Origin of the sequence: Pseudonocardia autotrophica, assembly GCF_003945385.1 — a bacterium.
Taxonomy (GTDB): Bacteria; Actinomycetota; Actinomycetes; order Mycobacteriales; family Pseudonocardiaceae; genus Pseudonocardia; species Pseudonocardia autotrophica.
Map to the genome: position 1 here is coordinate 233,658 of NZ_AP018921.1, position 26,733 is coordinate 260,390.

29 protein-coding genes are annotated in these 26,733 nt (G+C 71.0%); 11 read left to right on the forward strand and 18 right to left on the reverse strand.

Annotated elements, in window-relative coordinates:
• Positions 1-340: 340 nt before the first annotated feature.
• Both arsB and Pdca_RS34910 read right to left on the reverse strand, forming a co-directional pair.
• Complete coding sequence (gene arsB / locus Pdca_RS34905) at positions 341-1,501, reverse strand: ACR3 family arsenite efflux transporter (RefSeq protein ID WP_125911740.1); 1,161 nt, start codon at positions 1,499-1,501, stop codon at positions 341-343.
• Positions 1,498-1,863 (reverse strand): ArsR/SmtB family transcription factor, encoded by a 366-nt coding sequence (locus Pdca_RS34910; protein ID WP_085915366.1) that lies wholly within the window; start codon positions 1,861-1,863, stop codon positions 1,498-1,500. Before Pdca_RS34910 ends, arsB begins: the two co-directional genes overlap by 4 nt.
• 95 nt (positions 1,864-1,958) lie before the next feature.
• Here Pdca_RS34910 and Pdca_RS34915 point away from each other — a divergent pair, with 95 nt between their 5' ends.
• The 7 genes from Pdca_RS34915 (at position 1,959) to Pdca_RS34945 (ending at position 7,372) form a co-directional block, all read left to right on the forward strand.
• Positions 1,959-2,210, forward strand: coding sequence for a hypothetical protein (locus Pdca_RS34915; protein ID WP_085915367.1), 252 nt, complete (start codon positions 1,959-1,961; stop codon positions 2,208-2,210).
• A 178-nt stretch (positions 2,211-2,388) separates the two neighbouring features.
• Entirely contained in the window at positions 2,389-3,345 is a 957-nt protein-coding gene (locus Pdca_RS34920) for a PstS family phosphate ABC transporter substrate-binding protein (protein ID WP_085915368.1), read from the forward strand.
• 4 nt (positions 3,346-3,349) lie between these two features.
• Entirely contained in the window at positions 3,350-4,309 is a 960-nt protein-coding gene (gene pstC, locus Pdca_RS34925; protein WP_085915369.1) for a phosphate ABC transporter permease subunit PstC, read from the forward strand.
• Positions 4,306-5,214, forward strand: coding sequence for a phosphate ABC transporter permease PstA (gene pstA / locus Pdca_RS34930; RefSeq protein WP_408635077.1), 909 nt, complete (start codon positions 4,306-4,308; stop codon positions 5,212-5,214). The genes pstC and pstA overlap by 4 nt, the downstream gene beginning before the upstream one ends.
• Before the next feature lie 20 nt (positions 5,215-5,234).
• Entirely contained in the window at positions 5,235-6,101 is an 867-nt protein-coding gene (pstB, locus tag Pdca_RS34935; RefSeq protein WP_085915371.1) for a phosphate ABC transporter ATP-binding protein PstB, read from the forward strand.
• Positions 6,102-6,111: 10 nt separating this feature from the next.
• The gene (locus tag Pdca_RS37705) at positions 6,112-6,885 is read left to right on the forward strand and encodes a winged helix-turn-helix transcriptional regulator (protein WP_085915372.1); all 774 of its coding nucleotides are present in this window, start codon (positions 6,112-6,114) and stop codon (positions 6,883-6,885) included.
• A gap of 25 nt (positions 6,886-6,910) precedes the next feature.
• A complete protein-coding gene (locus Pdca_RS34945; protein ID WP_085915373.1) occupies positions 6,911-7,372 on the forward strand; it encodes an ArsR/SmtB family transcription factor in 462 nt (153 codons plus the stop codon).
• A 131-nt stretch (positions 7,373-7,503) separates the two neighbouring features.
• On the opposite strand, the gene Pdca_RS34950 is transcribed toward Pdca_RS34945, so the two are convergent.
• Positions 7,504-8,604 carry a hypothetical protein gene (locus tag Pdca_RS34950; RefSeq protein WP_085915374.1) on the reverse strand — a complete coding sequence of 367 codons (1,101 nt, stop codon included), beginning with the start codon at positions 8,602-8,604 and terminating at the stop codon, positions 7,504-7,506.
• Between the two features lie 450 nt (positions 8,605-9,054).
• Complete coding sequence (locus Pdca_RS34955) at positions 9,055-9,414, reverse strand: hypothetical protein (protein WP_085915375.1); 360 nt, start codon at positions 9,412-9,414, stop codon at positions 9,055-9,057.
• 120 nt (positions 9,415-9,534) lie between these two features.
• Here Pdca_RS34955 and Pdca_RS34960 point away from each other — a divergent pair, with 120 nt between their 5' ends.
• Positions 9,535-10,035 carry a hypothetical protein gene (locus Pdca_RS34960; RefSeq protein WP_125911741.1) on the forward strand — a complete coding sequence of 167 codons (501 nt, stop codon included), beginning with the start codon at positions 9,535-9,537 and terminating at the stop codon, positions 10,033-10,035.
• A 492-nt stretch (positions 10,036-10,527) separates the two neighbouring features.
• On the opposite strand, the gene Pdca_RS34965 is transcribed toward Pdca_RS34960, so the two are convergent.
• Complete coding sequence (locus Pdca_RS34965) at positions 10,528-11,778, reverse strand: hypothetical protein (RefSeq protein ID WP_085915377.1); 1,251 nt, start codon at positions 11,776-11,778, stop codon at positions 10,528-10,530.
• Positions 11,779-12,653: 875 nt separating this feature from the next.
• The gene (locus Pdca_RS37895; RefSeq protein WP_331852690.1) at positions 12,654-13,343 is read right to left on the reverse strand and encodes a histone-like nucleoid-structuring protein Lsr2; all 690 of its coding nucleotides are present in this window, start codon (positions 13,341-13,343) and stop codon (positions 12,654-12,656) included.
• Between the two features lie 861 nt (positions 13,344-14,204).
• Between Pdca_RS37895 and Pdca_RS34975 the strand changes: the two genes are divergently transcribed.
• The gene (locus Pdca_RS34975) at positions 14,205-14,444 is read left to right on the forward strand and encodes a hypothetical protein (RefSeq protein WP_085915378.1); all 240 of its coding nucleotides are present in this window, start codon (positions 14,205-14,207) and stop codon (positions 14,442-14,444) included.
• 497 nt (positions 14,445-14,941) lie between these two features.
• Here the strand turns inward: Pdca_RS34975 and Pdca_RS38140 are convergent, their stop codons facing one another.
• Both Pdca_RS38140 and Pdca_RS34985 read right to left on the reverse strand, forming a co-directional pair.
• The gene (locus Pdca_RS38140; protein WP_174824348.1) at positions 14,942-15,232 is read right to left on the reverse strand and encodes an IclR family transcriptional regulator; all 291 of its coding nucleotides are present in this window, start codon (positions 15,230-15,232) and stop codon (positions 14,942-14,944) included.
• A gap of 144 nt (positions 15,233-15,376) precedes the next feature.
• Complete coding sequence (locus Pdca_RS34985; RefSeq protein WP_085915379.1) at positions 15,377-15,931, reverse strand: bifunctional nuclease family protein; 555 nt, start codon at positions 15,929-15,931, stop codon at positions 15,377-15,379.
• Between the two features lie 363 nt (positions 15,932-16,294).
• Here Pdca_RS34985 and Pdca_RS34990 point away from each other — a divergent pair, with 363 nt between their 5' ends.
• Complete coding sequence (locus Pdca_RS34990; RefSeq protein ID WP_125911742.1) at positions 16,295-16,504, forward strand: SPW repeat protein; 210 nt, start codon at positions 16,295-16,297, stop codon at positions 16,502-16,504.
• Here Pdca_RS34990 and Pdca_RS34995 read toward each other — a convergent pair.
• The gene (locus Pdca_RS34995) at positions 16,483-17,274 is read right to left on the reverse strand and encodes a hypothetical protein (RefSeq protein WP_085915380.1); all 792 of its coding nucleotides are present in this window, start codon (positions 17,272-17,274) and stop codon (positions 16,483-16,485) included. The two genes, Pdca_RS34990 and Pdca_RS34995, sit on opposite strands and share 22 nt — an antisense overlap.
• Positions 17,275-17,886: 612 nt before the next feature.
• Between Pdca_RS34995 and Pdca_RS35000 the strand changes: the two genes are divergently transcribed.
• Positions 17,887-18,387 (forward strand): hypothetical protein, encoded by a 501-nt coding sequence (locus tag Pdca_RS35000; RefSeq protein ID WP_174824349.1) that lies wholly within the window; start codon positions 17,887-17,889, stop codon positions 18,385-18,387.
• On the opposite strand, the gene Pdca_RS35005 is transcribed toward Pdca_RS35000, so the two are convergent.
• The 9 genes from Pdca_RS35005 to Pdca_RS35045 form a co-directional block, all read right to left on the reverse strand.
• Positions 18,371-18,907, reverse strand: coding sequence for a hypothetical protein (locus Pdca_RS35005; protein ID WP_208115275.1), 537 nt, complete (start codon positions 18,905-18,907; stop codon positions 18,371-18,373). The genes Pdca_RS35000 and Pdca_RS35005 overlap by 17 nt on opposite strands.
• Positions 18,904-19,764 (reverse strand): cytochrome c biogenesis CcdA family protein, encoded by an 861-nt coding sequence (locus Pdca_RS35010; protein ID WP_085915381.1) that lies wholly within the window; start codon positions 19,762-19,764, stop codon positions 18,904-18,906. The genes Pdca_RS35005 and Pdca_RS35010 overlap by 4 nt, the downstream gene beginning before the upstream one ends.
• Entirely contained in the window at positions 19,761-20,504 is a 744-nt protein-coding gene (locus Pdca_RS35015; protein ID WP_232021782.1) for a DsbA family protein, read from the reverse strand. The genes Pdca_RS35010 and Pdca_RS35015 overlap by 4 nt, the downstream gene beginning before the upstream one ends.
• A 105-nt stretch (positions 20,505-20,609) precedes the next feature.
• Positions 20,610-21,548: a M56 family metallopeptidase gene (locus Pdca_RS35020; protein ID WP_085915383.1), complete on the reverse strand. Its 939-nt coding sequence runs from the start codon at positions 21,546-21,548 to the stop codon at positions 20,610-20,612.
• On the reverse strand, positions 21,545-21,901 hold the full coding sequence (locus Pdca_RS35025) for a BlaI/MecI/CopY family transcriptional regulator (RefSeq protein ID WP_085915384.1): 357 nt from the start codon (positions 21,899-21,901) through the stop codon (positions 21,545-21,547). Before Pdca_RS35025 ends, Pdca_RS35020 begins: the two co-directional genes overlap by 4 nt.
• A 408-nt stretch (positions 21,902-22,309) precedes the next feature.
• Positions 22,310-22,735 (reverse strand): methyltransferase family protein, encoded by a 426-nt coding sequence (locus Pdca_RS35030; protein WP_085915385.1) that lies wholly within the window; start codon positions 22,733-22,735, stop codon positions 22,310-22,312.
• A gap of 60 nt (positions 22,736-22,795) precedes the next feature.
• Positions 22,796-23,347 (reverse strand): methyltransferase family protein, encoded by a 552-nt coding sequence (locus Pdca_RS35035; RefSeq protein ID WP_158092278.1) that lies wholly within the window; start codon positions 23,345-23,347, stop codon positions 22,796-22,798.
• Positions 23,348-23,424: 77 nt separating this feature from the next.
• Positions 23,425-25,539: a heavy metal translocating P-type ATPase gene (locus Pdca_RS35040; protein WP_085915387.1), complete on the reverse strand. Its 2,115-nt coding sequence runs from the start codon at positions 25,537-25,539 to the stop codon at positions 23,425-23,427.
• On the reverse strand, positions 25,532-25,942 hold the full coding sequence (locus Pdca_RS35045; RefSeq protein ID WP_085915388.1) for an ArsR/SmtB family transcription factor: 411 nt from the start codon (positions 25,940-25,942) through the stop codon (positions 25,532-25,534). The genes Pdca_RS35040 and Pdca_RS35045 overlap by 8 nt, the downstream gene beginning before the upstream one ends.
• Positions 25,943-26,733 lie beyond the last annotated feature (791 nt).

The following is a 26,733-nucleotide window of genomic DNA, read 5'->3' on the forward strand; positions in this document are numbered from 1 at the left end:
TCACGCGCCGCGCACGCCGTCTTGCGGTGTTGGGTGTCGGCGTGGGGTGCCTACGACGGATCGGGACTCGAGCCGGTTCCCCGCAGGCAGCCCAGATCTGCGCCGGGGGCGACGCGTGAGCCGACGGCCGCCGCGGCGGCAGTCTGGTTGTTGGTGCGCGTGCCGCAGAACTCGCAGCGCAGGACCCGGCTCGCTGCACGGGCGGGCCCGGCCATCCCGGGTGGATGGCAGGCTCGGTGGTTCACCCAGGTGTGCTCAAGGCAGATAGCCGCGCCACAGCCCTGGCACACCGCGACCGCGGGTCGCGCCTGCTGGCACCGGGTGGCGCAGTCCAGGCAGTTCATGACCGGGCGTCCCGTGTGGGCTGGGGGTTTGCCTGCTCGGTCTGCGTGGTCGGTGTGGTCGTCGGTGCGAACAGGCGCCGGCGCAGCCACAGCGACACATACACCAGCGCGACGAGCACCGGCACCTCGATCAGTGGCCCGACGACCCCGGCCAGCGCCTGGCCGGAGGTGACGCCGAACGTGCCGATGGCCACGGCGATGGCGAGCTCGAAGTTGTTGCCGGCGGCGGTGAACGCCAGGGTGGTGGTGCGTTCGTAGCCCATCCCGACCGCCCGGCCGAGGGCGTAGGAGCCGGCCCACATCAGGGCGAAGTAGGCGAGCAGCGGTAGCGCGATCCGGGCGACGTCGAGCGGCTGGGAGGTGATGGCCTCGCCCTGCAGCGCGAACAGCAGCACGATGGTGAACAGCAGCCCGTAGAGCGCGAACGGCCCGATCCGCGGGAGGAACGTCTCCTCGTACCAGGCTCGGCCCTTGGCCTTCTCGCCGAACCGGCGCGTGAGGTATCCGGCGAGCAGCGGGATCCCGAGGAACACCAGCACCGATTTCACGATGTCCCAGGTGGAGAACGACACGTCGGTGACGGGCAGGCCGAGCCAGCCGGGCAGCACGACCAGGTAGAACCAGCCGAGCACACCGAACATGACGACCTGGAACACCGAGTTCAGCGCGACGAGCACGGCGGCGGCCTCGCGGTCCCCGCAGGCCAGGTCGTTCCAGATGATGACCATGGCGATGCAGCGGGCGAGCCCGACGATGATCAGCCCGGTGCGGTACTCGGGCAGGTCGGGCAGCATCAGCCAGGCCAGGGCGAACATCAGTGCCGGGCCGAGGACCCAGTTGAGCACCAGCGAGGTGATCAGGAGCTTGCGGTCGCCGGTGACGGTGTCGAGGCGGTCGTAGCGGACCTTCGCCAGCACCGGGTACATCATGATCAGCAGGCCGAGGGCGATCGGCAGCGAGATGCCGTCGATCGCCAGGGCGTCCAGGGCGGGGGCGAGCCCGGGGACCAGGCGGCCGAGCAGGAGCCCGGCGACCATGGCGACGATGATCCAGACCGCCAGGAAGCGGTCGAGGGTGGACAGGCGGGCGACGACGCCGGCCTCGGTCGGGTCGGTGGCCGCCTGCTGGGCGGCGCCGGTGGTGTTCTCCGTGCTCATGATGCGACGGTCTCCGCGGTGGTCGGGATCAGCAGGTCGGCCAGTGAGGCGAGTCGCTGTGGGACGACGCGGTAGTGGATCCAGGTGCCGCGGCGTTCACCGGTGATCAGCTCGGCCTCGCGCAGCACCTTGAGGTGGTGCGAGATCGTCGGGCCGGACAGGTCGAAGACCTCGGTCAGGTCGCACACGCAGGCCTCGCCGCCGGCGTGGGAGGCGATCAGGGACAACAGGCGCAGCCGGACGGGGTCTCCGAGGGCCTTGAACACGCGGGAGATCTCGCTCGCGTGCTCCGGGGAGATCGGTTGGCCGACCAGCGGCGACCAGCACGACGACGCCACGCCCGGCGGCTCCTTGTTAGACATGCTTCTATATTGACGTCCGTCGAAGCAGAGTGCAACCTCGCAGGATCACTGGATCGAGCTTTGTCGATTCTATCGGCAACGACTGGAGTGATCCCATGCACGACCCCGGCGAGGTCGGTGACAGCACCGCGATGTCACGACGGCGCGGCCACCCCCGCCGCGACCGGCCACCGACGCCGGTCAGGGACCCGGTCTCGCGCGTTCTCGGTCAGGCGATTGTCGCGGTCGCGCTCGCCCTGGCCCTGTGGGGTCTCCTGACCGGCGACGCCGATCTCGCAGCAGGTGGCGTGACGACGTTCGCCTGCCTGCCCGCAGCAGGGCTGGCCAAGGTCGCCCGCGCCCGGTGAGCGCACCGCTCGGAGCCACCTAGATCGAATGTTGTGGATCCAGGAGTGAGAAGTCAGGCCACGTTCACTCGGCATTCATATCGGCATTGTTCGATCCAAGCGTCTTCGGCGGACGCTCACAGCTACGGGCGCCGTCTCGACCTCGACGAGAGAGGCCAAGTCCGTGAGTGTTCGACACATGCGCAGGGCATCGGCTGCCCTGGTCGCCGTCGCTGCCAGCGTGACGCTGGTGGCGTGTGGCGGCGGTGCGCAGCAGCAGGACGGGCCGGGGGGTGAGCAGGTCTCCGGGCCGGTGCTGATCGACGGGTCCTCGACGGTGGAGCCGCTGTCGTCCGCGGCTGCGGAGCTCTACCAGGGGGAGAACCCCGAGGTGAACGTCACCGTCGGTACCTCGGGGACCGGTGGTGGCTTCCAGAAGTTCTGCAACGGCGAGACCGACATCTCCAACGCCTCGCGCCCGATCTCCGACACCGAGCGTCAGCAGTGCGAGGCGAACGGGATCGCCTTCCAGGAGCTGCAGGTGGCCAACGACGCGCTGACCGTCGTGGTCAACCCGGCCAACACCTGGGCCAACTGCCTGAGCGTGGAGCAGCTGCGCGCGATGTGGGCGCCCGACTCGCAGGTCAAGAACTGGAACCAGGTCGACCCGTCGTTCCCGGCCGAGCCACTGCAGTTGTTCGGGGCCGGCGCGGACTCGGGCACCTTCGACTACTTCACCGACGAGATCGTCGGTGAGGAGGGGGCATCGCGCACCGACTACAGCCCCTCGGAGAACGACAACGTCACCGTCCAGGGCGTCACCGGCTCCCCCGGCGCGCTGGGCTACTTCGGGTTCTCCTACTTCGAGGAGAACCAGCAGCAGCTCAAGGCACTGCAGGTCGACGGCGGCAACGGCTGCGTGGCCCCGTCCGCACAGACGGTCCAGGACGCCTCCTACACCCCGCTGGGCCGGCCGCTGTTCATCTACGCCTCCGACGCCGGGCTCGCCAAGCCGCAGGTCGTGTCGTTCCTGGAGTTCTACCTGCAGCGCAACGACGAGATCGTGCAGGCTGCGCAGTTCGTGCCGATGACCGACCAGCAGAAGCAGGACTCCACCGCCAAGCTGGACCAGCTCCGCCAGCAGGCCGGAGGCTGAGCCGATGGCGGTGACCACCGCCGGCCGCCCGCGCTCGAGCGCGGGCGGCTCCGGCCGTGACCTGACCCCCCGCTCACCCCGGGTCGGCGAGAAGATCATCGAGAGCCTGCTGGCCGCCGCGGCCGGCCTGTCGGTGCTGGTGACGGTGGGCATCATCGTCGCCCTCGTCGTCCCGCTGTTCACCTTCTTCGCCCACGTCAGCCCGATCGAGTTCCTCACCGGCACCACCTGGACCGCCTCGTTCGGCGACAAGTACTCCTGGGACAAGGACTGGGGCGTGCTGCCCCTGGTCTCGGCGACGTTCATGGCCACCGGCATCGCCCTGGCCGTGGCGATCCCGGTCGGGCTGGGCATCGCGATGTTCCTGTCCGAGTACGCCACCACCCGGGCCCGCAAGGTCATCAAGCCGGTACTGGAGCTGCTGGCGGGCATCCCGACGGTGGTCTACGGGTTCCTCGCCCTGACCGCGCTCACCCCGATCCTGCAGCCACTGCTGGGGATCCCGAACATCTACAACCTGCTCGTCGCCGGGATCGTCATGGGATTCATGATCGTCCCGACGGTCGCGTCACTGTCCGAGGACGCGATGTCGGCAGTACCCCAAGCGCTGCGCTCGGGCTCGTATGCCCTCGGCGCCAACCGGCGGATGACCACCCTGCAGGTGGTTTTCCCGGCGGCGCTGTCCGGGATCATCGCCGCGATCGTGCTGGGGCTGTCCCGGGCGGTCGGCGAGACGATGATCCTCGCCGTCGCCGGCGGCAACCTGGCCCGCCTGACCGCTGATCCCCGCGACGAGGCCCAGACGATGACCGCGTTCATCGCCCAGATCGCCAGCGGCGACGCCCCCCAAGGCAGCCCCGTCTACTACTCGCTGTTCGCCGTGGGAGCGCTGCTGTTCGTGATCACCCTGACGATCAACCTGATCAGCATCCGGCTGGTCCGCCGCTTCCGGCAGGTGTATTGATGACTGCTACCGACACCGCCCGCACCACGCCCGCTCGTGCGCTGACCCCGGACCGGCGGCGCCGCGATGTGGCCTCCACAGTGTTCGTCTGCGTGCTGTGGGCGTGCCTGCTGGTGGCCGCGCTGTTCCTGTTCTACGTGCTGATCACCATCGTGGTCTCCGGGGTGAGCAGGCTGGACGCGAACCTGATCACCCAGGCGCCCTCGACGATCCGCCCGGCGACCGCCGGCGTGCAGCCGGCCATCGTCGGCACGCTCCTCGTCGTCGGGGTCACCGCGCTGATCGCGCTGCCGCTGGGCATCGCCGCGGCGATCTACCTCGAGGAGTACGCCGACCCCCGGCGCTGGTTCAACCGGGCGATCGAGCTCAACGTGCAGAACCTGGCCGCCGTCCCGTCGATCATCTTCGGGATCCTGGTGCTGGCCTTCGTGGTACGGGCACCGCTGAACTTCGGCGCCGTCGCCCTGTCCGGCTCGATCGCCCTGGCCCTGCTCATCCTGCCGGTGGTGATCATCGCGACCCGCGAGTCGTTGCGCGCGGTCCCGCGCGAGATCCGTGACGGCTCACTGGCCGTCGGGGCGACCCGCTGGCAAACGGTGTGGCGCCAGCTGCTGCCCGCCGCGGTGCCCGGGATCGCGACCGGCTCCATCCTGGCGCTGTCGCGGGCCGTCGGAGAAGCCGCACCGCTGATCCTGGTCGGCGCGACCACGTTCATCACCTTCACCCCCGACGGGTTGTTCTCCCGCTACACCGTCATGCCCGTCCAGATCTTCAACTTCGCCCTCCAGTCCCGCGAAGCGTTCATCCCCCTGACCTACGCCGCGATCCTGCTGCTGATCGTCATCCTGCTGGCGCTCAACGGCACCGCGATCGTGCTGCGCAACCGGTTCGCACGTCGATGGTGAACCCCGGAAAGGACCAGCACATGAGCCCCACCTCCCCACCCGGGACCGCCCAGGACACCGCCGGTATCCACCTCGCGGTCGGTGACCGAGCGCCCGAACAGCCACGTTCGGCCGGGGCCGCGATGGCGACGGAGAACCTGCACGTCTACTACGGCGACTTCCTCGCCGTCCGCGATGTCGATCTGCAGTTCGACGACCGCCGGATCACCGCGCTGATCGGGCCGTCGGGCTGCGGGAAGTCCACCGTGCTGCGCTGCCTGAACCGGATGAACGACCTGGTCCCCGGCGCCCGGGTCGAAGGGCGCGTGACCTACCACGGCACCGACATCTACGGGCCCGGCGTCGACGAGATCGAGGTCCGCCGCCGGATCGGCATGGTCTTCCAGAAGCCGAACCCGTTCCCCAAGTCGATCTATGACAACGTCGCCTACGGACCCCGCGTCACCGGCGCCAAAGACCACCTCGACGACACCGTCGAGCAAGCCCTGCGCGGCGCCGCGCTGTGGGACGAGGTCAAGGACAAGCTCAAGCAGAACGCCTACGGCCTCTCCGGTGGACAGCAACAGCGTCTGTGTATCGCCCGGGCCATCGCGACCCGGCCGGACGTGCTGCTGATGGACGAGCCCTGCTCGGCGCTCGACCCGATCGCGACATCCAAGATCGAAGACCTGATGGGCGAGCTCGTGCAGGACTTCACCATCGTGATCGTCACCCACAACATGCAGCAGGCGGCCCGCGTCTCGCACAGCACGGCGTTCTTCACCGCCCAACCCGACGAGCACGGCGACCGCGTCGGCACTCTGGTCGAGTTCGACCGAACCCTGAAGATCTTCGAGGACCCGGCCGACAAGCGCACGGAGGACTACATCTCGGGCAAGTTCGGCTGAGGAAGCCGCGATGATGACCGAGACCTGGGAGACCGACGGCCGTTCTCCCGTGCAGATCCGCCGCCGAGCCTGCCTGGCCGACGCCGGCGGGCGCACAGGGCCGGCGGCGGTGCTGCTCGTCGCCGACGAACACACCGCCGAGCAGGTCGCGCGGGCCCTGACCGGCCAACCCGTCGACCTGCACCCGGTGCACGACACGGCCGCAGCGCTGCTGGTGGCCGGGCGCACCTGCCCGGATGCGGTCGTGCTCGCCCCGGCCGGGGGGCGGTTGAGCCCGGCGGACTTCCTCGACGTGCTGCACACGCTCGACCCCGGGGTGCGAGTGATCGTCGGAGTCGGTCGCGACGACGGCGAGCTGGCGGCGCAGGCCGCCGCCCGGGGCGCCACCGTCACCGCCCGCCCCTTCGAACCGAGCGCCTTGCTCGCCCTGCTCAGCGCCGCCCTCGGCGCGCCACGGTCCCTCGCGGCCCGTCCGCTGCCGATCCAGCTGGGCCGGCTGCGCATCGACAACGTCGCCCCACGGATGTGGCTCGACGACACACCGATCCGGCTGCCGCTGCGCGAACACCTGGTGCTGCGCTACCTCGCCGCGCGTCCCGACGCCGTGGTCAGCCGCCGCGAACTCGTCACCGCCATCTGGGGCGACCAGACATCCGGCTCGGACAACTCCCTGAGCGTGCACATCACGCGCCTGCGCCGCCGGCTCGCCGCCGCCGGAGCCGACGTCCGCATCGAGGCGGTACGCGGACTCGGCTATCAGCTGACCATCTCGCCGAACTCCTGAGCATCACCCAGTATCCTCGACCGCGATGGGAGAACAGCTCAGCTCGCACGTCGCCGATCTCGTCGAGGATCAACCGCTCGACGGCGTCGAGACCGTGGCCGGTGCCGCCGCCGAGCTGTTCAAGGCACTCGCCGACCCGCTACGGCTCCAGCTGGTCGGCCTGGCCCGCCAGGCCCCCGACGCCGAGCTCTGCTTCTGCGACCTCATCGAAGCCTTCCCCCAGCCGCAATCGACCTTGAGCCACCACCTGAGCGTGCTGGTCAAAGCCGGGGTCATGTCGAGGGAACGACGCGGCACATGGAGCTGGTACCGGCTCGAACCCGACCTGGTCGACCAGATCAACGACGCGCTCAGCCTCGACGGGATGCTGCACCAACTCCTGCGGCTCGAGCACGCCGACAACCCGAAACTCATCAGCCGCGACGGCGATCTCCTCTCGCGCTGCGAGCCTCCGGAATCCGCCGAGGACGACACCGAGCGCGCCTGACCCCCCGCGACATCACCCGCGGCGCGCCCGTGCGGTAACGACCGCGTCCGCTGAGGTCCGGTTCGGTTGGACCCACAGCCGGACCGGACCGCCACAGCATCCCGGCCTGCCCGGCCGCGTCGTCGTGGTCATCATTTGATCCGGGGTCGGCGCAGTCTGCGCGGCAGCACGGCCGCTGCAGGGCGGTGGCCCTGCTGGGTGCCGCGGGCTTCGCGCAGCTGCTGCAGGTGCTCGCTGAGCGCCTCTTGTGCGGCGCGTCGGGCGCCGCGGCCGGCGGGACGGTCGAGCAGTGCAACCTCGACCTTAGTTGCAGGCTTCGCGCCGGTGCCGGCGCGCATGCGGCCGATCTGTACGGCCCGGATCTCGCCGAGGCGGCCGTGCCAGGGCCGCAGCCGGGCGCCGATGATCCGCAGGGGGTCGCGGGCGCCGGAGCTGAGGTCGCCGCGCCGGTGGTCGGGTCGGTCGGGGTGGTATTCGAGGGCGTGGAGCAGCCCGGCGACGGTGGCGCCGGCGTCCCACCAGGGTTTGAGCAGGGCCCGGGCTCGCCAGATCTCGATCTTGCCGCTTTTTCGGCCTCCTAGGCCGAGATGTGAGAGCAGGGTGAGGGTTGCTGCGTTTCTGGCTCCGGGGGTGTCGGGGACGTCGTAGGGGTGCCACTCGGGCTGGGAGGTGAGGTGAGTCCGTCGGCCGCCCGTCAAGGGCTTAGTACTCACTGGAGTAGTGGGGAGGTCGCCACTTTCTTCCACAGGGGACTGACCTGCGGATGCGATGCCCGGCTCCTCGTCGTGCTGCGCGCCGTCGAGGCGGGGGAGCGGGGTGTGGGTCACGAGGGCGTAGGTGGGAGTGCGGCCGGTGTCGGTGCCGAGGAACTCGGCGCTAGCACCAGCCTCGACGACGACGAGTAGGCCGATCTCGCGGGCCCAGGCCAGGACACGGGACACGGTGCGTGCGGCGCGGGCTCCGGCCGCTGCGAGGTGTCGGGCGGTCAGGCCGGTGATCAGGCCGGTCTCCCAGTCCATGTGGCAGACCAGGCGGCGCAGGATGGCTGACCAGCTGCGGCGCTTGTCGACGCGCCAGTCCTCGTCGTCGACCAGTCGCGCGAGGTGCTCGAGGGCTTCGGGCTGGGAGGTCAGCACCCGGTAGGAGTGGTCGATGAAGTTCCGCCAACCCGGGTGCGGGGTGAAGCCTCGGTCGTGGCGGGCGCGGGCGCGGGCGATCCCGCGGGCGCGCACCCGCGCACTCGGTGGCAGCGCTCGGCTCGCCCGCCCGGGACCGCTGGTGTGGCACGCGGCGCGGCCTCGGGGTGTGCGCCGCGGCGCAGTCCTGCCGCGGATCCCGAAGGAGTCCGCTTGAGGCTGCTCATCGAGGGGGAGCTGGTGAAGCAGGCAAAGCTGAGAGGGGCCGGAGGCCAGAGTGAACGCGCCGTGCTCGTAGCAGAGCGTGCAGAACCCGGTGCCCGCCGCCGGCGAGCGCCCCGGATCTGGGCACGACGAACTCACCCCGTGTCTGTGGTGGTTGGCTCCCGGCCCAGGATGTATCCTGGACACGCGAAAGCGCCCCTTCTTGGACGGTTGGGGATGGGCCCCGGTTCGCCGGGGCTACGGCGTCACCTCGGGTGTAGGACCGAGCGACGCGAGAACGAACGAAGGCGGCCCCCTGGCCGGGGGGCCGTCTCGTTCTCTTTATGAGGCCTTGGTCAGACGCTGCTCCAGGTGGTCGTACTGCGCTGGGATCTGGCCCAGCAACTCATTGCGGTGACGAAGGCCGAGCTTGACCAGGGCTCCGGCCACGAGGGAAATGCTTCGGTCTCGTTCACTCGCGATCGAGCGCAGCAACGTGTTGTCGCTGAGGGGGATCCGGGCTGTGAAGTCGGTCGACTCCGTGGCCGCGACCCGACGGGGCAGATCGTCGGGAAGCTCGGCGGCATGCTGTAGGCCGACGTTGATCAGCTTCGCGGCGGTCTCGGAGACGTACCAGCCGCGCGCGGCGGCCAGGGCCTTGAGCGCGCGGTCGTCAGCCAGCAGGACCCGTGGAAGAACCACTGCGCGCGGGCCCTTCGATGGGCGCCCCGTTGGTCTTCTAGCCATGCAGGCATCCTTCCCTACTTTCTGAAACGAGGCGGCGCGACACGCCCCAGCTTTCAGAAACTTCTGCGTCCGGTGGTGCCCCCGGCTGAGGAGGACGTCGCCGAGCTGCGTCGAGCGTGGACCGCGGCCGGGCGGCAGGCTGCCTACTCGACGGCGGTCGCCGTGCAGGTCGCGTTCGGTCGGCTTCGTGAAGGGCGCGGAGGGCTTACGGCCCCGGACAGCTTCGACGTGACCCGGCGGCAGCTCGTTGCGGGCCGCCCCGGCTCGTGGGAGGCCTCCCGGCTGTTCGAGCTGCAGCTGTGGGCGAACCGGGACAAGGTGCGCCGCTACGACGCCGCGACCGCGGACGACATCGCCGCGGTCCTGGTGCGGTGGGTGTCCAACCCGGACCGCTACACCGAGGTCGCCGAGACCCTGGCCGGGCTGTTCGGCGACTTCGCCGACGAGCACGGCGGCTGGCCGGCGGTGGCTGACCAGTGGCTCCAGCGCGGTGCGCTGGACCGTGACGGTGTGCTCCTGGCCTACGGCCTGCTGTACGCCACCGGCGAGGAGTTCGATCCCGCCATGCTTGGCTGAGCTGGTACGCCGAGCGCGCCGGCCCCCGCCCCCTGCCGGGACCCGCTGACGATGACCGAGCTGGCGGACGGAGTCGTCGGCAGCCGCCGCGGTCTGACCCACCAGGCCGAGCTGCTGGCGAAGGCCGGGCCTCGTCACCCGCGGTCCCAGCCCCGCGACGACCAGCGCGCCACGCTCGTCACGATCACCGACGCGGGTCTCGCCCTGGCCGCCAGGGTCATGCCCGGTCACGTCGAGGTCGCGCGCGAGCTGCTGTTCGCCCCGGCGGCCTCAGCTTCTACGACGAGGACCCGCCGCACCATCGACGGCCAGTACCAGCACGCGATCATCATGCTCCGCGACCCCGACAGCGCCGAGCTCCAGCAGCTCTACGGCCGGCTCAGCCGCCTCCAGCAGGAAGGCGTGCGCCAGCCGATGATCACACTGGCCCGCGACAACGACCCCCGCGTTCGTCGAGCCACCGCACCACCACGACGAGCGCAACGACTGAACTCAGTCCTCGTGCGCTGCTCGAGGGTCGAGTATGTCGCGCAGGGCGGGAATGCCACGCAGCAGGACCGACTCGACGTGGTAGTAATCGAGGTCGCTGTCCTCTCCGACCAGGGCCTCAACCCAATCGGGCAGCTCGAATGACTCCAGCACGTGCCAGGGACTGCGGTGGCCGGCCCGTTCGGTGTGCTGGGTGAGCAGCGCGACGGTGTAGGCGACGACGGCGGGCCAGATCCGCTCGATCACCTCCTGCGGTGTCGACTCCGGGCCGATGTCCTCGGCGTCGAGCAGATCCACATCGAGTTCGGCCGCGGCAGCGTGGATGACAGCCCGCAGGTCGGGGTGTGCCTGGTCGAGGGCGGCGATGATGTGGCTCAAGGCCGCTCCGCACCCCAGCCGGGCAAGCGCGGCCGGGCGGCGGGGTGGGGCATGGAGCCAGACCCAGGTCCGTCCCGGATCACCCCATTCGGCGCCCGGCGGGCTGACGATCCCGGACGCCCGCCAGGCGTCGCAGAGCTGGTGGGGCAGCTCTGGGCCGGCCAGGCAGGACACCAGGGCCTGTGGACCAGCCCATCCCGCCGGCAGCACGAGGCTGCGGTCGCCGCCGTGGGTGAGGCTGTAGGCCAGCTGGGCTGGGTGAGGATCGACGAGGTCACCGTCGAAAGCGCAGCACGGACAGACCGCGACCCTGCTCTCGGTCGGTTCGAACAGCCCAGCAGCGGGGTAGTGGTCCCCGCAGATCCCGCACGCGGTGTCGTTCGCGGTAGCGGCGAGGTCGCGCTGGCGGGCCGCGGCAACGACCTGGTCGATCTCGGCGACGAGCTCGGTCACCGACCGCCCGGTCGGGGCGATCTCGTGGGCATCGACGCCGACCACCCGCCCCAGGTCCTCGCAGTAGTCGACGACGAGCGGAGCCCACACCACGACCCGCAACGGTGCACGACGGTCGAACACCGCGCCGTCGTCGGGGTGTTCGTCTCCGGTCCACCCCGCAGCGCCCGTCCTGCCCACGTCGACCGTGGCCGGGCCGGCGTAGGTGCGTAGTGCGTTGCCCAGAGGGTGGTGTTCGAGCTCCACCGGCCAACCGGCCGTGTGCAGCTCGCGGGCCAGCTCGTCACGCAGCCGTCGGGCCGAGACCGCCCCGTCCCCGGGCTCTGTCCCGCGGGCGTAGGTCGTGGCGGCGTCGAGGAAGCTGCGCCCCGTCGCCGCCGCGTGCGCGCGGATGTCCTTCTTACGTCGGTGATCACGGGTCATGCCGTCCTCCTCGTGCGACGCGCTCCACGCCGGGCCGCCGGGGTTCCGGGCATACCTCACCACGTCGGTGCGATCAGCAGACCTTGACCGTGGATAACGCTTCCGGCGACGGCGTGGACGTCGATCCCGGCACGGCGCGGGCCAGCACCGCATGGCCCAGGGCGGACTGTAGCGCCCGGCCTGCGCGCCAGCGGGGTAGCGCCGCGCCCAGCGCTGACGTCGCTGACAACGCTGGTGCTCATCCTCTCCCGGAGCGCGACGACGGCGAGGGACGTGGGCACCTGTGACCGGTCAATGAGCACCAACCCGCGCCACTGCACTGTGCCGCTGCACGCGACGCGTTCACCACCGATGCCCACGCTGGCGGCTGGAGCCCACGTTCTGAGGTCACTGTCCGCACCGAGCCGGCCACCGACGCACTCGCTCAACACAGGGCCGGGAGAAGCGCGGCGCAGACGACCCTCGCGCAACGGCTCGACCCGCGGCTGCGCGCTGATCAGCTGCTCAGCCCTGACCCGGGGTTCTGCTCCTGGCCCGGCCCGGGGACACCGCCGCCGCGACCGGTGTGCCGGTGGTTGTGGCGGGCCCCAAGGCAGGTCCCGCTTGGCGCGTATCCCCGGACAACCACGGCTTCGAACGCGACATCCGCATGATCACGCTGCGGCAGAAAGTATCCGGCTCCTACGCATCCGCTCTTCGGGGCCGACAGTTCTGCGCGGTCCGCAGTTGCCTGTCCACCACGGCTAAGCACGCCGCAACGTCTTCGCCGTCGTCATCCTCGCCGCATCCTCGCCGCGGGCCGACCCTGGCTGTCTTTCCGCCTGTAAGCCAAGCCGCTACAACCTGACCAGTTACTTGCCAGTATCGTTGTGCGGTCAGCCGCTGAACTGCACTGCTGCACCGGGCTGCGGCGGGCAGGAGTTGGTCGCGGACTGGTAGGCAGAGATGACCTCGGCGGGGATACGACCGCGCTCGGACACGGTGTAGCCGTTCTGCCGAGCCCACGCCCGCACGGCCTGGTTGTGCTGGCGCGCTGCCGTGCCGCTCGGGCCGCTGTCAGTGCTCCTGCGGGCGGCGCGGCCCGTACGGGGGCCGGAGGCGGGCGAGACGCTCCGGGCGGCCGCGACGAAGGGCGCCAACGCTTTCCGCAGCGCGGTCGCGTTGCCGGTCGAGAGATCGATCTCGAGCTGCTTCCCGTCGAACGTGAAGGGAATCGTTTCGTCGGCCTTGCCTCCAGTGAGGTCGTCGGTGAGGCGGACGGTCTGAATCTGCGCCACTGTGTCTCTTTCGCCGGGTGTGGGGGAGGGTACCGAGAGTACTGACTGCGCCCGGTCCGGACCGTCGCCGCGATCGGTCTCCCTGACCTCGGTGAAGGTGCGGGTGATGGCGCGAGCGACTGGACTTCCGGCGTGGTAGGCGAGAAAGACAGCGGCCGCTCGCAGCGCGTCCATAGCTTCATGTTCACGAGCTGCCCACTCGGTGGATTCGGCGGATTGCGCGGCGCGAACGGCGGCGCGGAAGCAACGGGACAGGGCGAATCCAGCGGTAATGACCGTATCGGACATTGGCGCTCCCTCACATACGGCGACGGACACCCACACTCTGCCGCAGTACCCCGACAATTGTGGAGGAAACGACGGCGCAGATGCGGATTCGCGGGAAGCGCGACATCGAGCCGACCCCACCCACGTGCAGACAGGGCAGGGCCGGGTAGGTCGCGCTGAGCAGCGGCGTGTCCGGTTGCTGGACGTGAGATCTGACCGCGTTGCCGGACACAGCGTTGACCGGGCCGCGAGCGCCACCTGATCCGGGCGCACCCCGGTCGCGGCGTGCAGGGTCCGGGAGAAGCGCGGAGGAGAAGACCCTCGCGCAACGGCTCTACCCGCGGCTGCGCTGATCAGCTGCTCACCACCTCTGACAGCTTCTGCTCCTGGCCGGCCTGGGACACCGCCGCCGCGCCCGGTGTGCCGGTGGCTGTGGCGGGCTCCAACTCAGCTCACGCTGCTCATCGTGCGGGTTCTGCCCGACGGGCCCTTCCGCACCGCGCTGATCCCCACCATCCGCGGGCGCCGACCTGCGTGCCTCAACCCGGGACCCCCTGGCCGTGATACGGGTACCGGCTCGCGCCGTGGCGGGGCCGCAGCCATGAGCTGCCCGAGACTCTGCATCGGCCGATCCGGTGGCGCGACGCCGGCGAGCTGCTCAGCTCGCAGAAGCTCTCGGCGAACCGAGCACACCTGACGTTCCCGCTCGTCCGGTCGCCAGTGCCGAAACCCGAGCTGAGGCTCGCGCAGTGTTCGCCCGCCGTCGGAGCCGGGGAGCGTTCAGGTGAACACACGCCAGACGTGGGAGAGAGGTCGCGGTGTGCAGGCTCGGCGTGCCCGCTCTGGGAGAGTCGGTGCCGACCAGGAAGATGCTGCACCCTGATGAGCTGGTGCGCGTACCTCGACGAGTCGGAGCCTGACCGCAGGTACGGCCCTGGAACGTATGTGCTCGCGGCAGCGCTCATCGAACGTGAGGACGAAGAGGAAGCACGGGCGGCAGTCGCCGCGTTGCGGCTGAGAGGGCAGCGCAAGCTCCACTGGCACGACGAGGACCGCTCACGGCGCAAGCTGCTCACCGAGGCCATCGCCGCCGCGCGGCGGTCGGGGCGTCGTGGACGGTGATCGGTGCGGCGGCCGGGCTCGCCCGGCGGTCGGCGTATCAGCGGTGGAGCCCGAACAGTGACCGGGCTGCCAAGACCAGGAGTGTTCCGTGACCGAGCCGCTGCATCCCGAACTCGCCGCCGCCGAGCTCGCCCCGCGGGACGCGGTGACGATCAGTTACCGGGCTGCGGCGCAGGTCCTCAACGGCGCCACCCACGCCGCCCGCGACGGCTACCAGCCGCGTCCGGTCGATGAGGACCAGCTCGGCGACCGGGTAGCCGCGCCCTGTACGACACCAGCGACACCCCGCTCATCGCCACGGCCGTCCTCCGCGACGCCATCGCGGTCGAGGACCCGGTCGTGGCCGATCGCCTCCACAACGTGGTGACCGCGCTGAGCGGCGCCAGCACCGCCCCGCACGGGGTGCGTCAGCACCTGGACGGGCCCGGCGCTCCCGACCTGGGAGGCGACGAGTAGCGCAGTAGCGCGCGGGTTCACCGCCACACCAGCCGACTCCTTCACCGCGATCGGCCGGTCAGCGGCCGCGCTCGGGCACAGTCCACGCCCCGGTCGAGCAGGGTCAGAGCCAGGTCACAGCGCGGAGACCGCAAGTACTCCGGGGGCGAACCGATGACCACGACAGTCCAGATCGGGTGGGCGTGGGTGGTGATCTCGAGCCGCTCGGCGACCCGGCCGGCCAGCGGGATCAGCGCGAACCCGAGCCGGTAGGTGCCGCGGTCGCCGACCTGCTCGACCAGCCCGTGCTCGGCCAGCACACCGAGCAGCCGCAACGCGGTCGAGTGGTGCATCCGACCGCCGTGGCCAGCTCGCCACCCCCGGCCTCGCCGCGGTCGGCGATCAACTCCAGGATCGTGATCGCACGGTCCACCGACTGCACCCCGGACACTGTCGGTACCGCCTTTCTGACGCGGACCCGCGCCCGAGGGTCCCGCCTATCGGTCCGGGTCGGGGTCGAAGTCGTCGGGGTCGACGGCGTCGAGGAAGTCACGGAACTTCTGGATCCGGGCGTGGGTATCGGGCTCGACCGGAGTCGAGTCCGCCACCGCGGCGGGTGCGGTGTCCGGGCCGCTGGGCCGGCCGAAGGTGATCGTCATGCCCGGTTTGGTCGCGGCGACGTCGAGGACTGTCTCGTGGGCCAGGATCGGGGCGTCGGTGAGCAGCGCGAGGGTCACGGCGTCGCTGGGGCGGGCCGAGATCCGCACGTCGTTGTCGAGGATGAGTTCAGCGAGGTAGGTGTGGTGATGCAGCGCGGTGATGGCCACGCGGGCCAGCCGCCGGCCGCTGCCGGCCAGCACGGCGAGGATCAGTTCATGGGTGCCCGGGCGTGACCGGGACACGTGCCGCTGGGCCGCGGTGAGTTCGAACGCTTCGGGCTCGGCGATCCAGATCTGCAGGAGCCGGCTGGGCCCTTGGGATTCGACCAGCATCAGCAGGGGCCTTTGCCGGTCGGCGTCGACCCCGATTCCGACTACTCGCATTTCGATCATCGCGTCTCCACCCCGCCGGTGTCATCGGATGCCGGCCCCCATCGGTCCGCCGTCCACCCTCTTGCCTGGGTCGTAGGGATGCTCCTCCTGATTTCACAGGGTTGCCACCCATCGCCGGGACACATGTCGAGCCGCCGGTTCCTCGTGGTGGCGTGCGCCGCGGAGGGGAGCACGCGGGTCGAGCTGCGGAATTCACCTCTGTCCCGTGGGGTGTGCGCGGGTCAACGATGCTGGTGAGGCGGACGGCGGTCTTCTCCTGGAGGTGAGCAGCATGTCCACTCCGCGGAACCCACCCATGGCCGAACACCCCCGATCTCGCCGAGGTGCAGCGGGGCCATGAGCTGCAAGAGGTTCGGATGCGCTATGAGCGCGCGGCCGAGGCGGCTACCGGGCAGCTGCTCGAGGGGGGTGATCCTGCTCGCCGGGCTCTACCTCGCGTTGTCCGGGCCGATCGTCGGATTCACCGGGCCGCTGCAGACCCACAACCTGGTCGTCGACTCGGGCCGGCCCAAACGTCGGCCGGTCACCGGTCACCGGTCACCGGTCACCGGTCACCGGTCGAGTTCCCAGTAGCTGTCCGGGTTCGGGTCGCTGAGGACCCCGATGGCGTCGGTTGTGTCGCGGACCGCGGCGTAGCGGGCCTCGGCGAGTTCGGCGGCCTGGGGCCCGCCGACGACCTCGGCGGTGTAGCCCTGTTCGGGCCAGGTCGCCACAAGCGTCTGGCCGAGCAGCGCCGGCACCCGCACCGAGGACTGCCGAGTCCACCGAAACGCCTCCGGGGCCAACGGATCGGCGCCCACGACGGAGTCCTGCTCGTGGATGGGGATCTCCAGGGCGAGGTCGGGGTGGTGGCGTGGTCGGTGGAATTCCCACTCGTTGGTGGTCGGGTGCTGCCCGGGCAGCACGTACCAGGTGACGCCGTCGGGCCCGACCTCAGTCACCGTCGGCGGCGTCTGGTTACGAGCCCGGCGCGCGCGGCGTCGCTGGCGCCACTGCCACACGCGAGACCGCCGGAGCCGGGTGTCGAACCCGACCTCGCGGATGACCATGGGCGCCGCCGACCACTCAGCAGGCCACGGCGCCGGGTGCGGGAACAGCAGCGCCACCCGCATCAGTTCTCCGGCCGGGAAGAAGCGCGCTTGGGCTGTGGCGGCGGCCTGGGCGATGGAGTGGGCGATCGAGCGTCCACGGTGGTCACCGAACTGGGCCAGCAACGCCACCGGCTCGGCTCCCGGCAGGGTCCCCGTCGTCGCCGTTGTCGGAGCTGTGTCGGCGGCCAGCTCGGGGGTGTAGATGCGGGCGTGCAGCACCGACTCCTGGCCGAGGCGCCCGTAACCGAGCACGGCTTCGTGCTGCAGCGTCCACGTGTACGGGCTTCGGGCCGGCCGACAGCTGCGCGGGCCCGCCCAGCCGGGCTCGTCCTGTTTCGGTGTCGGCACCGGAGCCGGGCCGCCCGGCGTCGTGTAATGCGTTGCGATGATCGGTGCTCGCACCGCCGCCCCTTCCTCGGGCTGCGCCCGTCCGCCAGCCCGCGGGGGCCGCTGCCCTCACAGTCCGCATCTCGCCCGGCCCACACTCCGCCGACCGATTCGGGCCGGCCGTCATGGGGCGATCAATGAGTCCTACACCATCGCGAAGACCTGCGGCACATGCCGTTCGTTCGCGGTGCTTGGCCTCGACAGAGAGGCAGTCGAACTCTCCAGTCCCCGGCGCCGGCCGGGTGGCATCACACCCTCCCTCCCGGCTGTCGGCGATCATGAAATTCCCTAGCTGAGGGGGTGTCGCGATCACGTAATTCCCTACCTCGATCACGGAATTCCCCGCGGGGACGACGTACGCGGCCGTGCGGCGTGTCGTCGGGGGTCCGGTCCTCGCAGTGCCCAGCCTGCGCGTCGACGAAGCAGGTCGACCGCGTGGGGACACCGATGGCGAGGAGAAGTTTCACCGTGATCGACGTGACCGAGATCTTGGTCCATTGGTATGCGGGGCGGCCGAAGACCGAGGTGGCCGCCTCGCTGGGGGTGGACCCGAAGACGGTGCGCAAGTATGTGGCCCCGGCCGAGGCGGCCGGGTTCTGCCCGGGCGGTCCACCCGTGCGGTCTGGGGAGTGGGAGCGGCGGGTGCGGGAGTGGTTCCCGGAGCTGGTCGACGCCCGGTTGCGGCAGGTGTCGTGGCCGGCGATCGAGGCGCACCGCGACTACATCGTCGACCAGCTCGGCCGGCGGGTGACCGTGGCGACGGCCCACCAGCGGCTGCGCGACGAGCACGGGCTGGAGGCCTCGGTAGCCAGCGTGCGGCGCTGGGTGCGGGCCAACCTGCCCGAAGAAGCTCGCCGCGATCAGGTGCGGGTCGGCGAGCCCGAGGCCGGCGCCGCCGAGCAGCGCGCCGGCGAGCGCGAGGGCCACCACTCCTGGGCGTCGCCAGCGTGCTGGGATGCTTTCACGAGTCCTCCTTGAGCGGGTGTGGTTCTGTTGCGTCGAAGGCGCGCGGCGTGGCGGTGCGCCTGGTATCGGTGGATCCGCTGGCGCTGGGGGTGCTGGGTAAGGGGCAGGCGGTGGCGCCGCGCAGCCGGGCCCGTAGTGCGGCGGCGAGCCCGACCACGGCCAGTACGGCCAGGACTGGCTGCACGGGTTCGAACCAGGTGATGGCGCCGGTGTAGCCGAGGACGAGCAGCACGAGCTTGTTGCAGACCGGGCAGCCGACGGCCAGGAAGCCCAGCAGCGCCCCGGCGGACGCCCGGCGTCCGCCCGGCCCGTCGGGGGCGCGGACGTAGGTCGCCGCGACCAGGCCGGACAGCACCGCGACCAGCCCGAGTACCGGGTAGGCCCAGTCCGGCGTGGGAATCTCGCGCCAGAACCACGGGTTCGGCACGACGGCGGTCGGGACCGCGACGAGCACGACCGTGGCGAGGGTGGTCAGCGCCGCGACCGTCCAGTACCGCAGGGTCCAGGCCCGCACGGCGTCGAGGGCGGTCACCGGGCGTCCTCCGGCTCGCGCTCGCCGTCCGGGGTCCGGGTCCCACGGCGGCGCAGCAGCCGCACCGCCATCACCGCCAGGGCGAGCAGCACGATCCCCAGCAGGACCGCCGTATCAGACACCCCGCCGAACAGGTCGGTGATCGCGGTCTGCGCGTCTGCCTGCTGGTCGACCGTGGTTGGCGCGATGATCCCGGCGGTGCCGTCGGTGAGCAGGAACAGCAGCCCGATCCCGATGAACAATACCCCGGAGATCAGGCTGGTGGAGTGGGTGCGCAGCGGACCGAGGTGTACCTTGCGCCCGCGCAGCCACGGCGTGCGTGAGAGGCCGAGGCGGTCCCACAGCAGGGCGAGCACGAACAGCGGGGCGGCCATCCCGACCGCGTAGGCGCCCAGCAGCGCGGCGCCGTACCCGGGGTCTGAGCCGACTGCGGCGACGGTCAGGATGCTGCCCAGCAGCGGCCCCGAGCAGAACCCGGCCAGGCCGTAGACCGTGCCCAGGGCGTAGGTCGACACCGGTCCGGAGATCCGGATCCGCCCGGCGAGCCGGCCTGCGGTGGCGCTGCCGAACCCGATGCCCAGCACGCTGAGGACACCGAACCCGATCAGTAGCAGCCCGCCCGCGGTGGTCACGACACCGCGGTACTGGGTGATCATCGCGCCGACCAGCGCCACCCCGGCGCCGAGCGGCACCAGCACGGTCAGCAGTCCGGCGAGGAAGGTCAGCGTGCGCCCGACCAGGGTGCCGACCCGGTCGAAGGCGTAGGCGAAGAACGAGGGCAGCAGCAGCGCCGCGCACGGGCTGAGCAGCGACAGCAGCCCGCCGAGGAACGCGGTGAGCACACCCGCGCCGGTCACGGCGCGGTCTCCAGTGCCTGGTCGATCTGAGCGCGGAACGCCTCGACCGGCTGCGCACCCATGATCGGGTAGCCGTTCACGACGAACGCCGGGGTGCTCGGCACCCCGATCGCACTGCCCTCGGCCAGATCCCGTTCCACCGCCTGGGCCACCTCGGGTGAGTCCATGTCGGCCCGGAACCGCGCCATGTCGGCGATTCCGGCCTGCTCGGCGTAGGTGAGCAGCTTGTCCTCGGGCAGGTCGGGTTTGGTGCGCTCGGGAGTGTCGGCGTAGACGGCGCGGTTGTACTCCCAGAACTTGCCCTGCAGCGCCGCGGCCCGTCCGGCGTGCGCGGCGACGGTGGATTCCGGCCCGAAGATCGGGTAGTCGCGCCACTCCAACCGCAAACGACCATCGTTCACGTACTCGTCGATCAGCTGCTGCTCGGTCTCCCGGCTGAACTTCGCACAGAACGGGCACCGGTAGTCCGAAAAGATGGTCATGGTGACCGGTGCGTCAGTGCGGCCGAGCGCGAGCGGGTCGCCTTCCTGGCGACGAGCGAGGTCACCCAATGGCCCGATCGCGGCGGCCTCCCCCGCCGACGCCGACGGAGCCCCGGCGGCTTCCCCGTCCCGGCCCGAGCCGACCGCACCGGCGATCAGATACCCGACCAGACCAACGGCCACGACCGCCAAGGCGACGACGATCGCCACGTCCCGGCGCCGACCCCGCCGTTCGAGCGTTCCCGATGTGCGTCCCACCCCAACCCCTTCTACTAATATCATAGTAGTGATCTACGACGACGGTAGTAGACGGGCGTGAAGGGCCGGTCAACCGGGGGGCGGCGCCCGAGGGAAGCGTGTCGCTCAGGCCGACAGGCAGACCGCGAGCACCAGCATGGTTGCGCCGGTCGCGGGCAGCAGCGCGGGCACCAGCGCGATCGCACCGGTCATGGCTCGGGCGAGCACACCGTCGCAGCGCACCAGCGCCGGGCGCGGCGAGCTCAGCCAGGATTGGCGGGCCTGTGGGAACGCGTCGAAGCCGACGGTCCCGCGCGGGGCGCCCTGCCCGGCCGCGATCTCCTGCAGGGCCCGGGTCAGCGCCTCGGGACCGCACCGGCGCACCGCGGTCGCGTCGGCGGCGAGCTCGCACAGCACCCCCACCGCACCCGGTGCCTGCCGGCACAGCGGCACTCGCGGCAGTGCCGCCGCCGCGGCGCGGGCGAACGCGATGACCAGGTGATGGCGCCCGCGCACGTGCGCCCGCTCGTGGGCGATCACCGCCTCGACGGCACGAGGGTCGAGCCCGTGCAGACCTGTGGAGGCGACGACGATCCCGCGCCGGCCTCCGCCGATGGAGAACGCGACCGGCTCGGCGCACGGAATCCACCAGACCCCGTCACGGACCGCGGCGACCGCGCGCAGCGCCCCCACCCGCTCGATCCGGTGCCGACGCTCGGCCCGCAGCGAACCAGTGAACAACACCGCGACCCGGGACAGCAGCACCAGCAACGCGGTCCCCACGACCAGCCGGACCAGCAGCAACCACGGCAGGTCGGTGCCCTCAGACAGGGCACGCCAGCAGACCACCGCGATTCCGATCATGCCATCCGGCACCGAGGGGTCGGGCAGCACGAGCACCGCGGCAGCGGTGACCGCTGCTGCTGCGGCGGCGAGCAGCGTCACCACCCAGGCCGAGAGCGCGAGTGCCGGGTGCACCCCCGGCCTCCCGGCCGGGCGCAGATACGACGGTCCGGCCACCCCCAGGACGACGGCGGCGAACAGCAGCGCGACCGCGACCGTCACTCGCCGTCCCCCGACAGCGCGCGGCGCAGGAACTCGCTCTCGCGCTCGTCCATACCGCGGGCGAAGTGCACCAGCACACCCTCCGGGTCGCCGAGCGAATCGAGAACCTCCCGCAGCATCTCGGCGCCGGCCTCCTCCCGCGCCCGCGCCGGAATGTAGGCCCAGGCCCGGCCCACCCGCTCCCGGTGCACCCACCCCTTGCCGTGCAGGTTGTCCAGCACGGTCATCACGGTGGTGTAGGCCAGCGGCCGCTCCCCGGACAGCGCGCAGAGCACCTCCCGGACCGTCCGCGGGCCGTCCGCGTCCCACAGTGCGGCCATCACACGGCTTTGCAGCTCACCCAGACCCGCCACCGGAACCTCCCCACTGCAGGGTCAGGGTACGCACGGTCAACCAGGCCACCGCCCGACCGCCACGGCGCGGCCCCGCCGCAGTGCCGATCGTGCGACGACACCTCGGGCCACACACTGCCTGCGCTGTCGCCGACATCATGCTGCTTGAGCTTCCCGGTTTCCCGGAGTCTTTGATGACTGGTTCGATCTTGAGGAGCAGGAAGGAGGACTCTGTTGCCAGCGAGATCGACGTGACGCCCCTCCGGGCCGGCCGTGCCCGACGCCGTAGGTCGGCCCGTTATGCGCAAGCGGCCCTGCGTGCGCAGCCGTGGAGCGGGCGACGAGGCCGGCCTCCGGGACGTGGTGGACCGGTAGCCGGGCGTCGAGACGCCCGGCTACGGAAACGGTGGTCGCGGGCCGGGTCAGGCCCTAGCCCCGGGCTAGCCGCGGTTCCTCAACGCGAGGGACCATGATCGTGACGAAGAGCGCGAACACGACAAGCCAGGCCAGGAGGCTCAGGGACCGCGTTGCGATCGTCTCGCCGACGAGGATGGCTAGAACTGCACTGAACATCGGGTGGCGCACGTGTCGATAGGGCTCGTGCACTACCAGGGTGCGCGGTGGGTCCTGTGGCGACAATGTTCCCTCGCCCTCCTGGGCGAAGAGGCTGATCGTCCAGGCGAGCATCGCGACGCCGCCCGCGATCAGCAGGGCGCCGACCGTCAGGGCCAGGTAGCCGAGTCCCGGACCAAGATCGACCGGAGCGGGTCCCAAGATCGTTACGATCAACGCTGGAATGATGATCGTGACGGTTACCGGACCGAGCAGTATCGCCCGCAGGCGCTGTACCAGCATGGCGTTGACCTCCTGGCCGCATGTGCGGAGCCCAAGGGCGGGGCGCGAGGCCCCCGCCCGCTATGACCGAACGCCGATCCAACGCGGAACTCGGCCGCACAGGCGCCCGTAGGCCGTTCCGAACTGTCGCTGCAGGTGCCTTTCCTCGACCGCTGCCCAGGCGCGCACGACTACGGCCAGTTCGATGGCCAGCAGCGCGGCCCGTGGTGAGTCTCGGGCGGCGGCGAGCCCGGCGGTGGCGGCGACGAAGCCCGTGTACTGGGGGTTGCGGCTGTAGTTGTAGATCCCGCCGGTGATCAGCTCACCGGTCTCGCCGCCGTTGAGCTGCTGCGGGCTGGCGAACGGCGTCATGCAGGCTCCTGCGAGAGCCGTCCCGGCTGCGGCGACGGCGTAGCCGGCGACGCGCCGGCCGGTCGGCACGTCGCGGTGGCGGGCGAGGGAGTCGGTGAGCAGGACTCCGAACGTGGCGTAGGCAGCCCACATCATCATCTGGGTTCCCCGTCGCAGGGTTCCGTTGCGGTCCAGGTCATTGCGCATCCGGTGAAGGAGCGGGATTGTGGCGACCGTGAGGACGGTGTTGGCCAGGCGTGCTGCTCGGTCTGCCGTGGTCATGGGTGAGACCTCTGGTGTGCCTGTGTCTCTCGTGCGGCAGCGGGCGGTTCGGGGCTGCAGCATGCGCATCCGTCCGCTCAACCGCTCTGGTGCGGCGGTTGTGCCGGGGCGCCTCCCGGATCGGTGTCGAGCGGCGACGGTCCGGTTGCCACCTTGTGGGGTGTGGCCGGTCGGGGTGCCGGCGCGCAGCAAGGTTCGCCCGGTTCCGGCGCGGGCTCGATCGTGATGTGGTGTCGCCCCGAGGTGGCCGGGGCGGGAGTGAGGCCGGGCATTGTCCGTGTCCGCGCGGCGCGGACGGCGTTGAGGATGACCAGCACTTCGGCGGCCTCGTGGATCACGACGACGGTGGCCAGGCCCAGGACGCCGAATGCGGCGAGTGGGATCAGCGTGCCGATGATCAGCAGTGAGAAGCCGACGTTCTGCAGCATGATCGTGCGGGCGTTGCGGGCGTGGGCGAGGTTCTGCGGGAGGTGGCGCAGGTCTTCGCCCATCAGCGCGACGTCGGCGGTTTCGATGGCGATGTCAGTGCCCATGGCGCCCATGGCGATGCCGATATCGGCGGTGGCCAGGGCGGGGGCGTCGTTGACGCCGTCACCGACCATGGCGATCCGGCGGCCCCGGGCGATTTCGGGCAGCAGGCGGGCCTTGTCCTCGGGGCGCAGTTCGGCGTGCACGACGTCGATCCCGGCCTGCTCAGCGAGCGTCGCCGCGGTGCGGTGGTTGTCGCCGGTGAGCATGGCGACCTCGATCCCGAGCGCGCGCATGCGGCGGACGGCGTCGGCTGCTTCGGGGCGCAGCTCGTCGCGGACGGCGAGGGCGCCGAGCAGCGTGCCGCCGCGCTCGAGGAGTACGACCGTTGCCCCGTGGTCCTGCAGCCGCGCGACGTCGGCGGCCAACGGGCCGGCGTCGATCCAGCCGGGTTTGCCCAGCCGCAGCTCGACCCCGTCGCGGGCGCCGGTCAGGCCGTGTCCGGGCACGGCGGTGACGTCGTCGGCGGGCTCTACCGCGACCGACCACGGTGCCGCCTCGGCGGCGGTGAGGACTGCCCGGGCCAGTGGGTGCTCGCTCCGGGATTCCAGCGCAGCGGCGGTGGCCAGCACGTCGGCGTGGTCCTCGCCGGGTGCAGCGAGAACCTCGACCACCTCGGGCTCGTTGCGGGTCAGGGTGCCGGTCTTGTCCAGCGCGACAGCTCTGATCCGGCCGAGCTCCTCCAGCCCCGCACCACCCTTGACCAGCGCGCCGTGCCGGCTGGACGCGCCGATCGCGGCGACCACGGTGAGCGGTACCGAGATCGCCAGCGCGCACGGTGACGCGGCCACGAGCACGACGAGGGCTCGTTCGAGCCAGAGCATCGGATCGCCGAACAGCGCGCCCAGCCCGGCGATCAGCACGGCCAGGACCATGATCGCGGGAACCAGCGGGCGAGCGATCCGGTCGGCGAGGCACTGACCGGAGCCCTTGCGCTCCTGGGCCTGCTCGACGATGTGCACGATCCGCGCCAGCGAGCTGTCCGAGGCCGGGGCGCTGACCACGACCTCGATCGCGCCACCGCCGTTGATCGTCCCGGCGTAGAGGTCGTCGCCCGGGCCCGCCTCGACCGGGACCGACTCACCGGTGATCGCGGAGGTGTCCAGACTGGTCCGCCCGGTGCGGATGGTGCCGTCGGTCGCGGCTCGCTCACCGGGGCGCAGGATCAGGACGTCACCGACGACCAGGTCGTCAGGGGAGACGGTGACCTCGTCGCCGTCGCGCAGCACCGAGGCGGTCGGTGGGACCAGTCCGAGCAGGGCGCGTAGGCCGCGGCGGGTCCGGGTCACGGCATGGTGTTCGAGCCCTTCGGCGATGGAGAACAGGATCCCGAGCAGCGCGGCCTCGGCGATCTGTCCGAGTGCGACGGCGCCAATAACGGCGATCGTCATCAGGGTGCCGACACCGATCCGGCCGTGGCGCAGGTTGCGCAGCGCGTCGGGCACGAACGTCGACGCCGCGACCGCTGCGGCGGCCAGCTCGACACCGCCGATCAGCAGTGCCGGACCACCGGCGACGAGAGCGAGCACCCAGGCGGCGGCGAGTAGCACCGCAGCGACCGCGGCGAGCTGCAGCTCACGGACCTGCCAGATACGGCCAGGCCCCTCGTCGCCCCCCGCAGCGCTGTCGTTCGCGGATGCGGGCGCAGTGTCGGAATCAGACACGATCTGCTCCTTCCAACACCGCGTCGCCGCCGCCGTCGGTGCCGACCGCAGTGCCGTTGTCGACCCCGACCAGCACCGCCAGGACGGAGCGTCCCCGGTCGGAGAGCTGGTACATCACCATCCGGCCGTCCCGGCGCGAGGTGACGACCCCGGCCGTGCGCAGCTGGCGCAGATGGTGTGACGCCAGTGCCTGCGACGTTCCGACGATCCAGGCGGTGTCGCACACACACAGTTCGGCCCCCTCGAGCAGGGCGGCCGCGATCCGCAGCCGGGTGGCATCCCCGAGTCCGCGGGCCACACCGGCCGCCGGTTCGATACGAGTGGTGTTCGGCAGTGCGGCACGGATCCGTTCAGCGTGCGGAAGATCGAGACAGAGCAGGTCACACGCGTCATCCATGGCCATCCAAATATTCTAACGAACGTCGATATGTTTGGGGTAGTGCTGCCCGAAGGGCAGAGCATCGGAGGGCGGACGTACTCTACGAGCCGTCGAAGATGCAGGCCGGTGGCATGACGTCGGGTCCGTCACGACGGAGGAGCAGGCCCGTTGCCTTCTGAGGAGGGGTGGGTGAGCGTGCGTACTGCGATACGCGGTCCCGCAACCCCATTCGTCGTCCTGCTGCTGGCCGTGCTCGTGCACACCGCGTTCGGCCCCCTCCTGGCCTGCCACGACATGCCGCAGGAACGGTCGGTGGCGATGGTCGCCTCCGTCACGGTGGCTCCGGACCAGGAGCCCGCAGAGTGTCCCGGCTGCGGGCCCGATGAGTCTCCCGATGCGGAGAGCCTCACCAGGAGTCTCGCAGCCGAGGATCTGCTCTCACCGAATGAGGCAGATCCGTGTACCCCGGACCGGCCCTGTCACGGCCCGAGCGGATCGCACGCCGCCGAGGAGGCCGCGCTACGCGGACTCGACAACCCGCGTGACCCGGGCCCCGCGCTCGTCCCCGCGTGCCTGGGGCCGGCCCGGACGGAGCGGCCCGTCCTGCCCGCGCCGATGTCGAGCCCGGTTCCTCCGGCGGCGGTTCGCGCGCCCGTCGCCGTGCTCTGCGTCGATCGGAACTGATTCGCCGGCGCCGTGGTCGACTTCCCATCCGTGATCGGCCGCTGAGGCCGTCTTGCGGGATGGTCGCGTCCGGAACCACCGCAGCGGAATCCGATTCGCGACGCCAGGTCGCCTGGTCTGCCCGGAGGGCC

What these genes read in the sequence shown, in the direction of transcription:
- arsB (WP_125911740.1), bottom strand. Translation starts at nt 1,501, where the DNA reads ATGAGCACGGAGAACACCACCGGCGCCGCCCAGCAGGCGGCCACCGAC.
- Pdca_RS37895 (WP_331852690.1), bottom strand. Translation starts at nt 13,343, where the DNA reads ATGTCCGATACGGTCATTACCGCTGGATTCGCCCTGTCCCGTTGCTTC.
- Pdca_RS34965 (WP_085915377.1), bottom strand. Translation starts at nt 11,778, where the DNA reads ATGACCCGTGATCACCGACGTAAGAAGGACATCCGCGCGCACGCGGCG.
- Pdca_RS34945 (WP_085915373.1), top strand. Translation starts at nt 6,911, where the DNA reads ATGGGAGAACAGCTCAGCTCGCACGTCGCCGATCTCGTCGAGGATCAA.
- Pdca_RS34975 (WP_085915378.1), top strand. Translation starts at nt 14,205, where the DNA reads ATGAGCTGGTGCGCGTACCTCGACGAGTCGGAGCCTGACCGCAGGTAC.
- Pdca_RS35030 (WP_085915385.1), bottom strand. Translation starts at nt 22,735, where the DNA reads ATGCTGGTACAGCGCCTGCGGGCGATACTGCTCGGTCCGGTAACCGTC.
- Pdca_RS35035 (WP_158092278.1), bottom strand. Translation starts at nt 23,347, where the DNA reads ATGACCACGGCAGACCGAGCAGCACGCCTGGCCAACACCGTCCTCACG.
- Pdca_RS37705 (WP_085915372.1), top strand. Translation starts at nt 6,112, where the DNA reads ATGATGACCGAGACCTGGGAGACCGACGGCCGTTCTCCCGTGCAGATC.
- Pdca_RS34920 (WP_085915368.1), top strand. Translation starts at nt 2,389, where the DNA reads ATGCGCAGGGCATCGGCTGCCCTGGTCGCCGTCGCTGCCAGCGTGACG.
- Pdca_RS34990 (WP_125911742.1), top strand. Translation starts at nt 16,295, where the DNA reads ATGAGCGCGCGGCCGAGGCGGCTACCGGGCAGCTGCTCGAGGGGGGTG.
- Pdca_RS38140 (WP_174824348.1), bottom strand. Translation starts at nt 15,232, where the DNA reads ATGCACCACTCGACCGCGTTGCGGCTGCTCGGTGTGCTGGCCGAGCAC.
- Pdca_RS35045 (WP_085915388.1), bottom strand. Translation starts at nt 25,942, where the DNA reads ATGGCCATGGATGACGCGTGTGACCTGCTCTGTCTCGATCTTCCGCAC.
- Pdca_RS34910 (WP_085915366.1), bottom strand. Translation starts at nt 1,863, where the DNA reads ATGTCTAACAAGGAGCCGCCGGGCGTGGCGTCGTCGTGCTGGTCGCCG.
- Pdca_RS34985 (WP_085915379.1), bottom strand. Translation starts at nt 15,931, where the DNA reads ATGATCGAAATGCGAGTAGTCGGAATCGGGGTCGACGCCGACCGGCAA.
- Pdca_RS34915 (WP_085915367.1), top strand. Translation starts at nt 1,959, where the DNA reads ATGCACGACCCCGGCGAGGTCGGTGACAGCACCGCGATGTCACGACGG.
- pstB (WP_085915371.1), top strand. Translation starts at nt 5,235, where the DNA reads ATGAGCCCCACCTCCCCACCCGGGACCGCCCAGGACACCGCCGGTATC.
- pstC (WP_085915369.1), top strand. Translation starts at nt 3,350, where the DNA reads ATGGCGGTGACCACCGCCGGCCGCCCGCGCTCGAGCGCGGGCGGCTCC.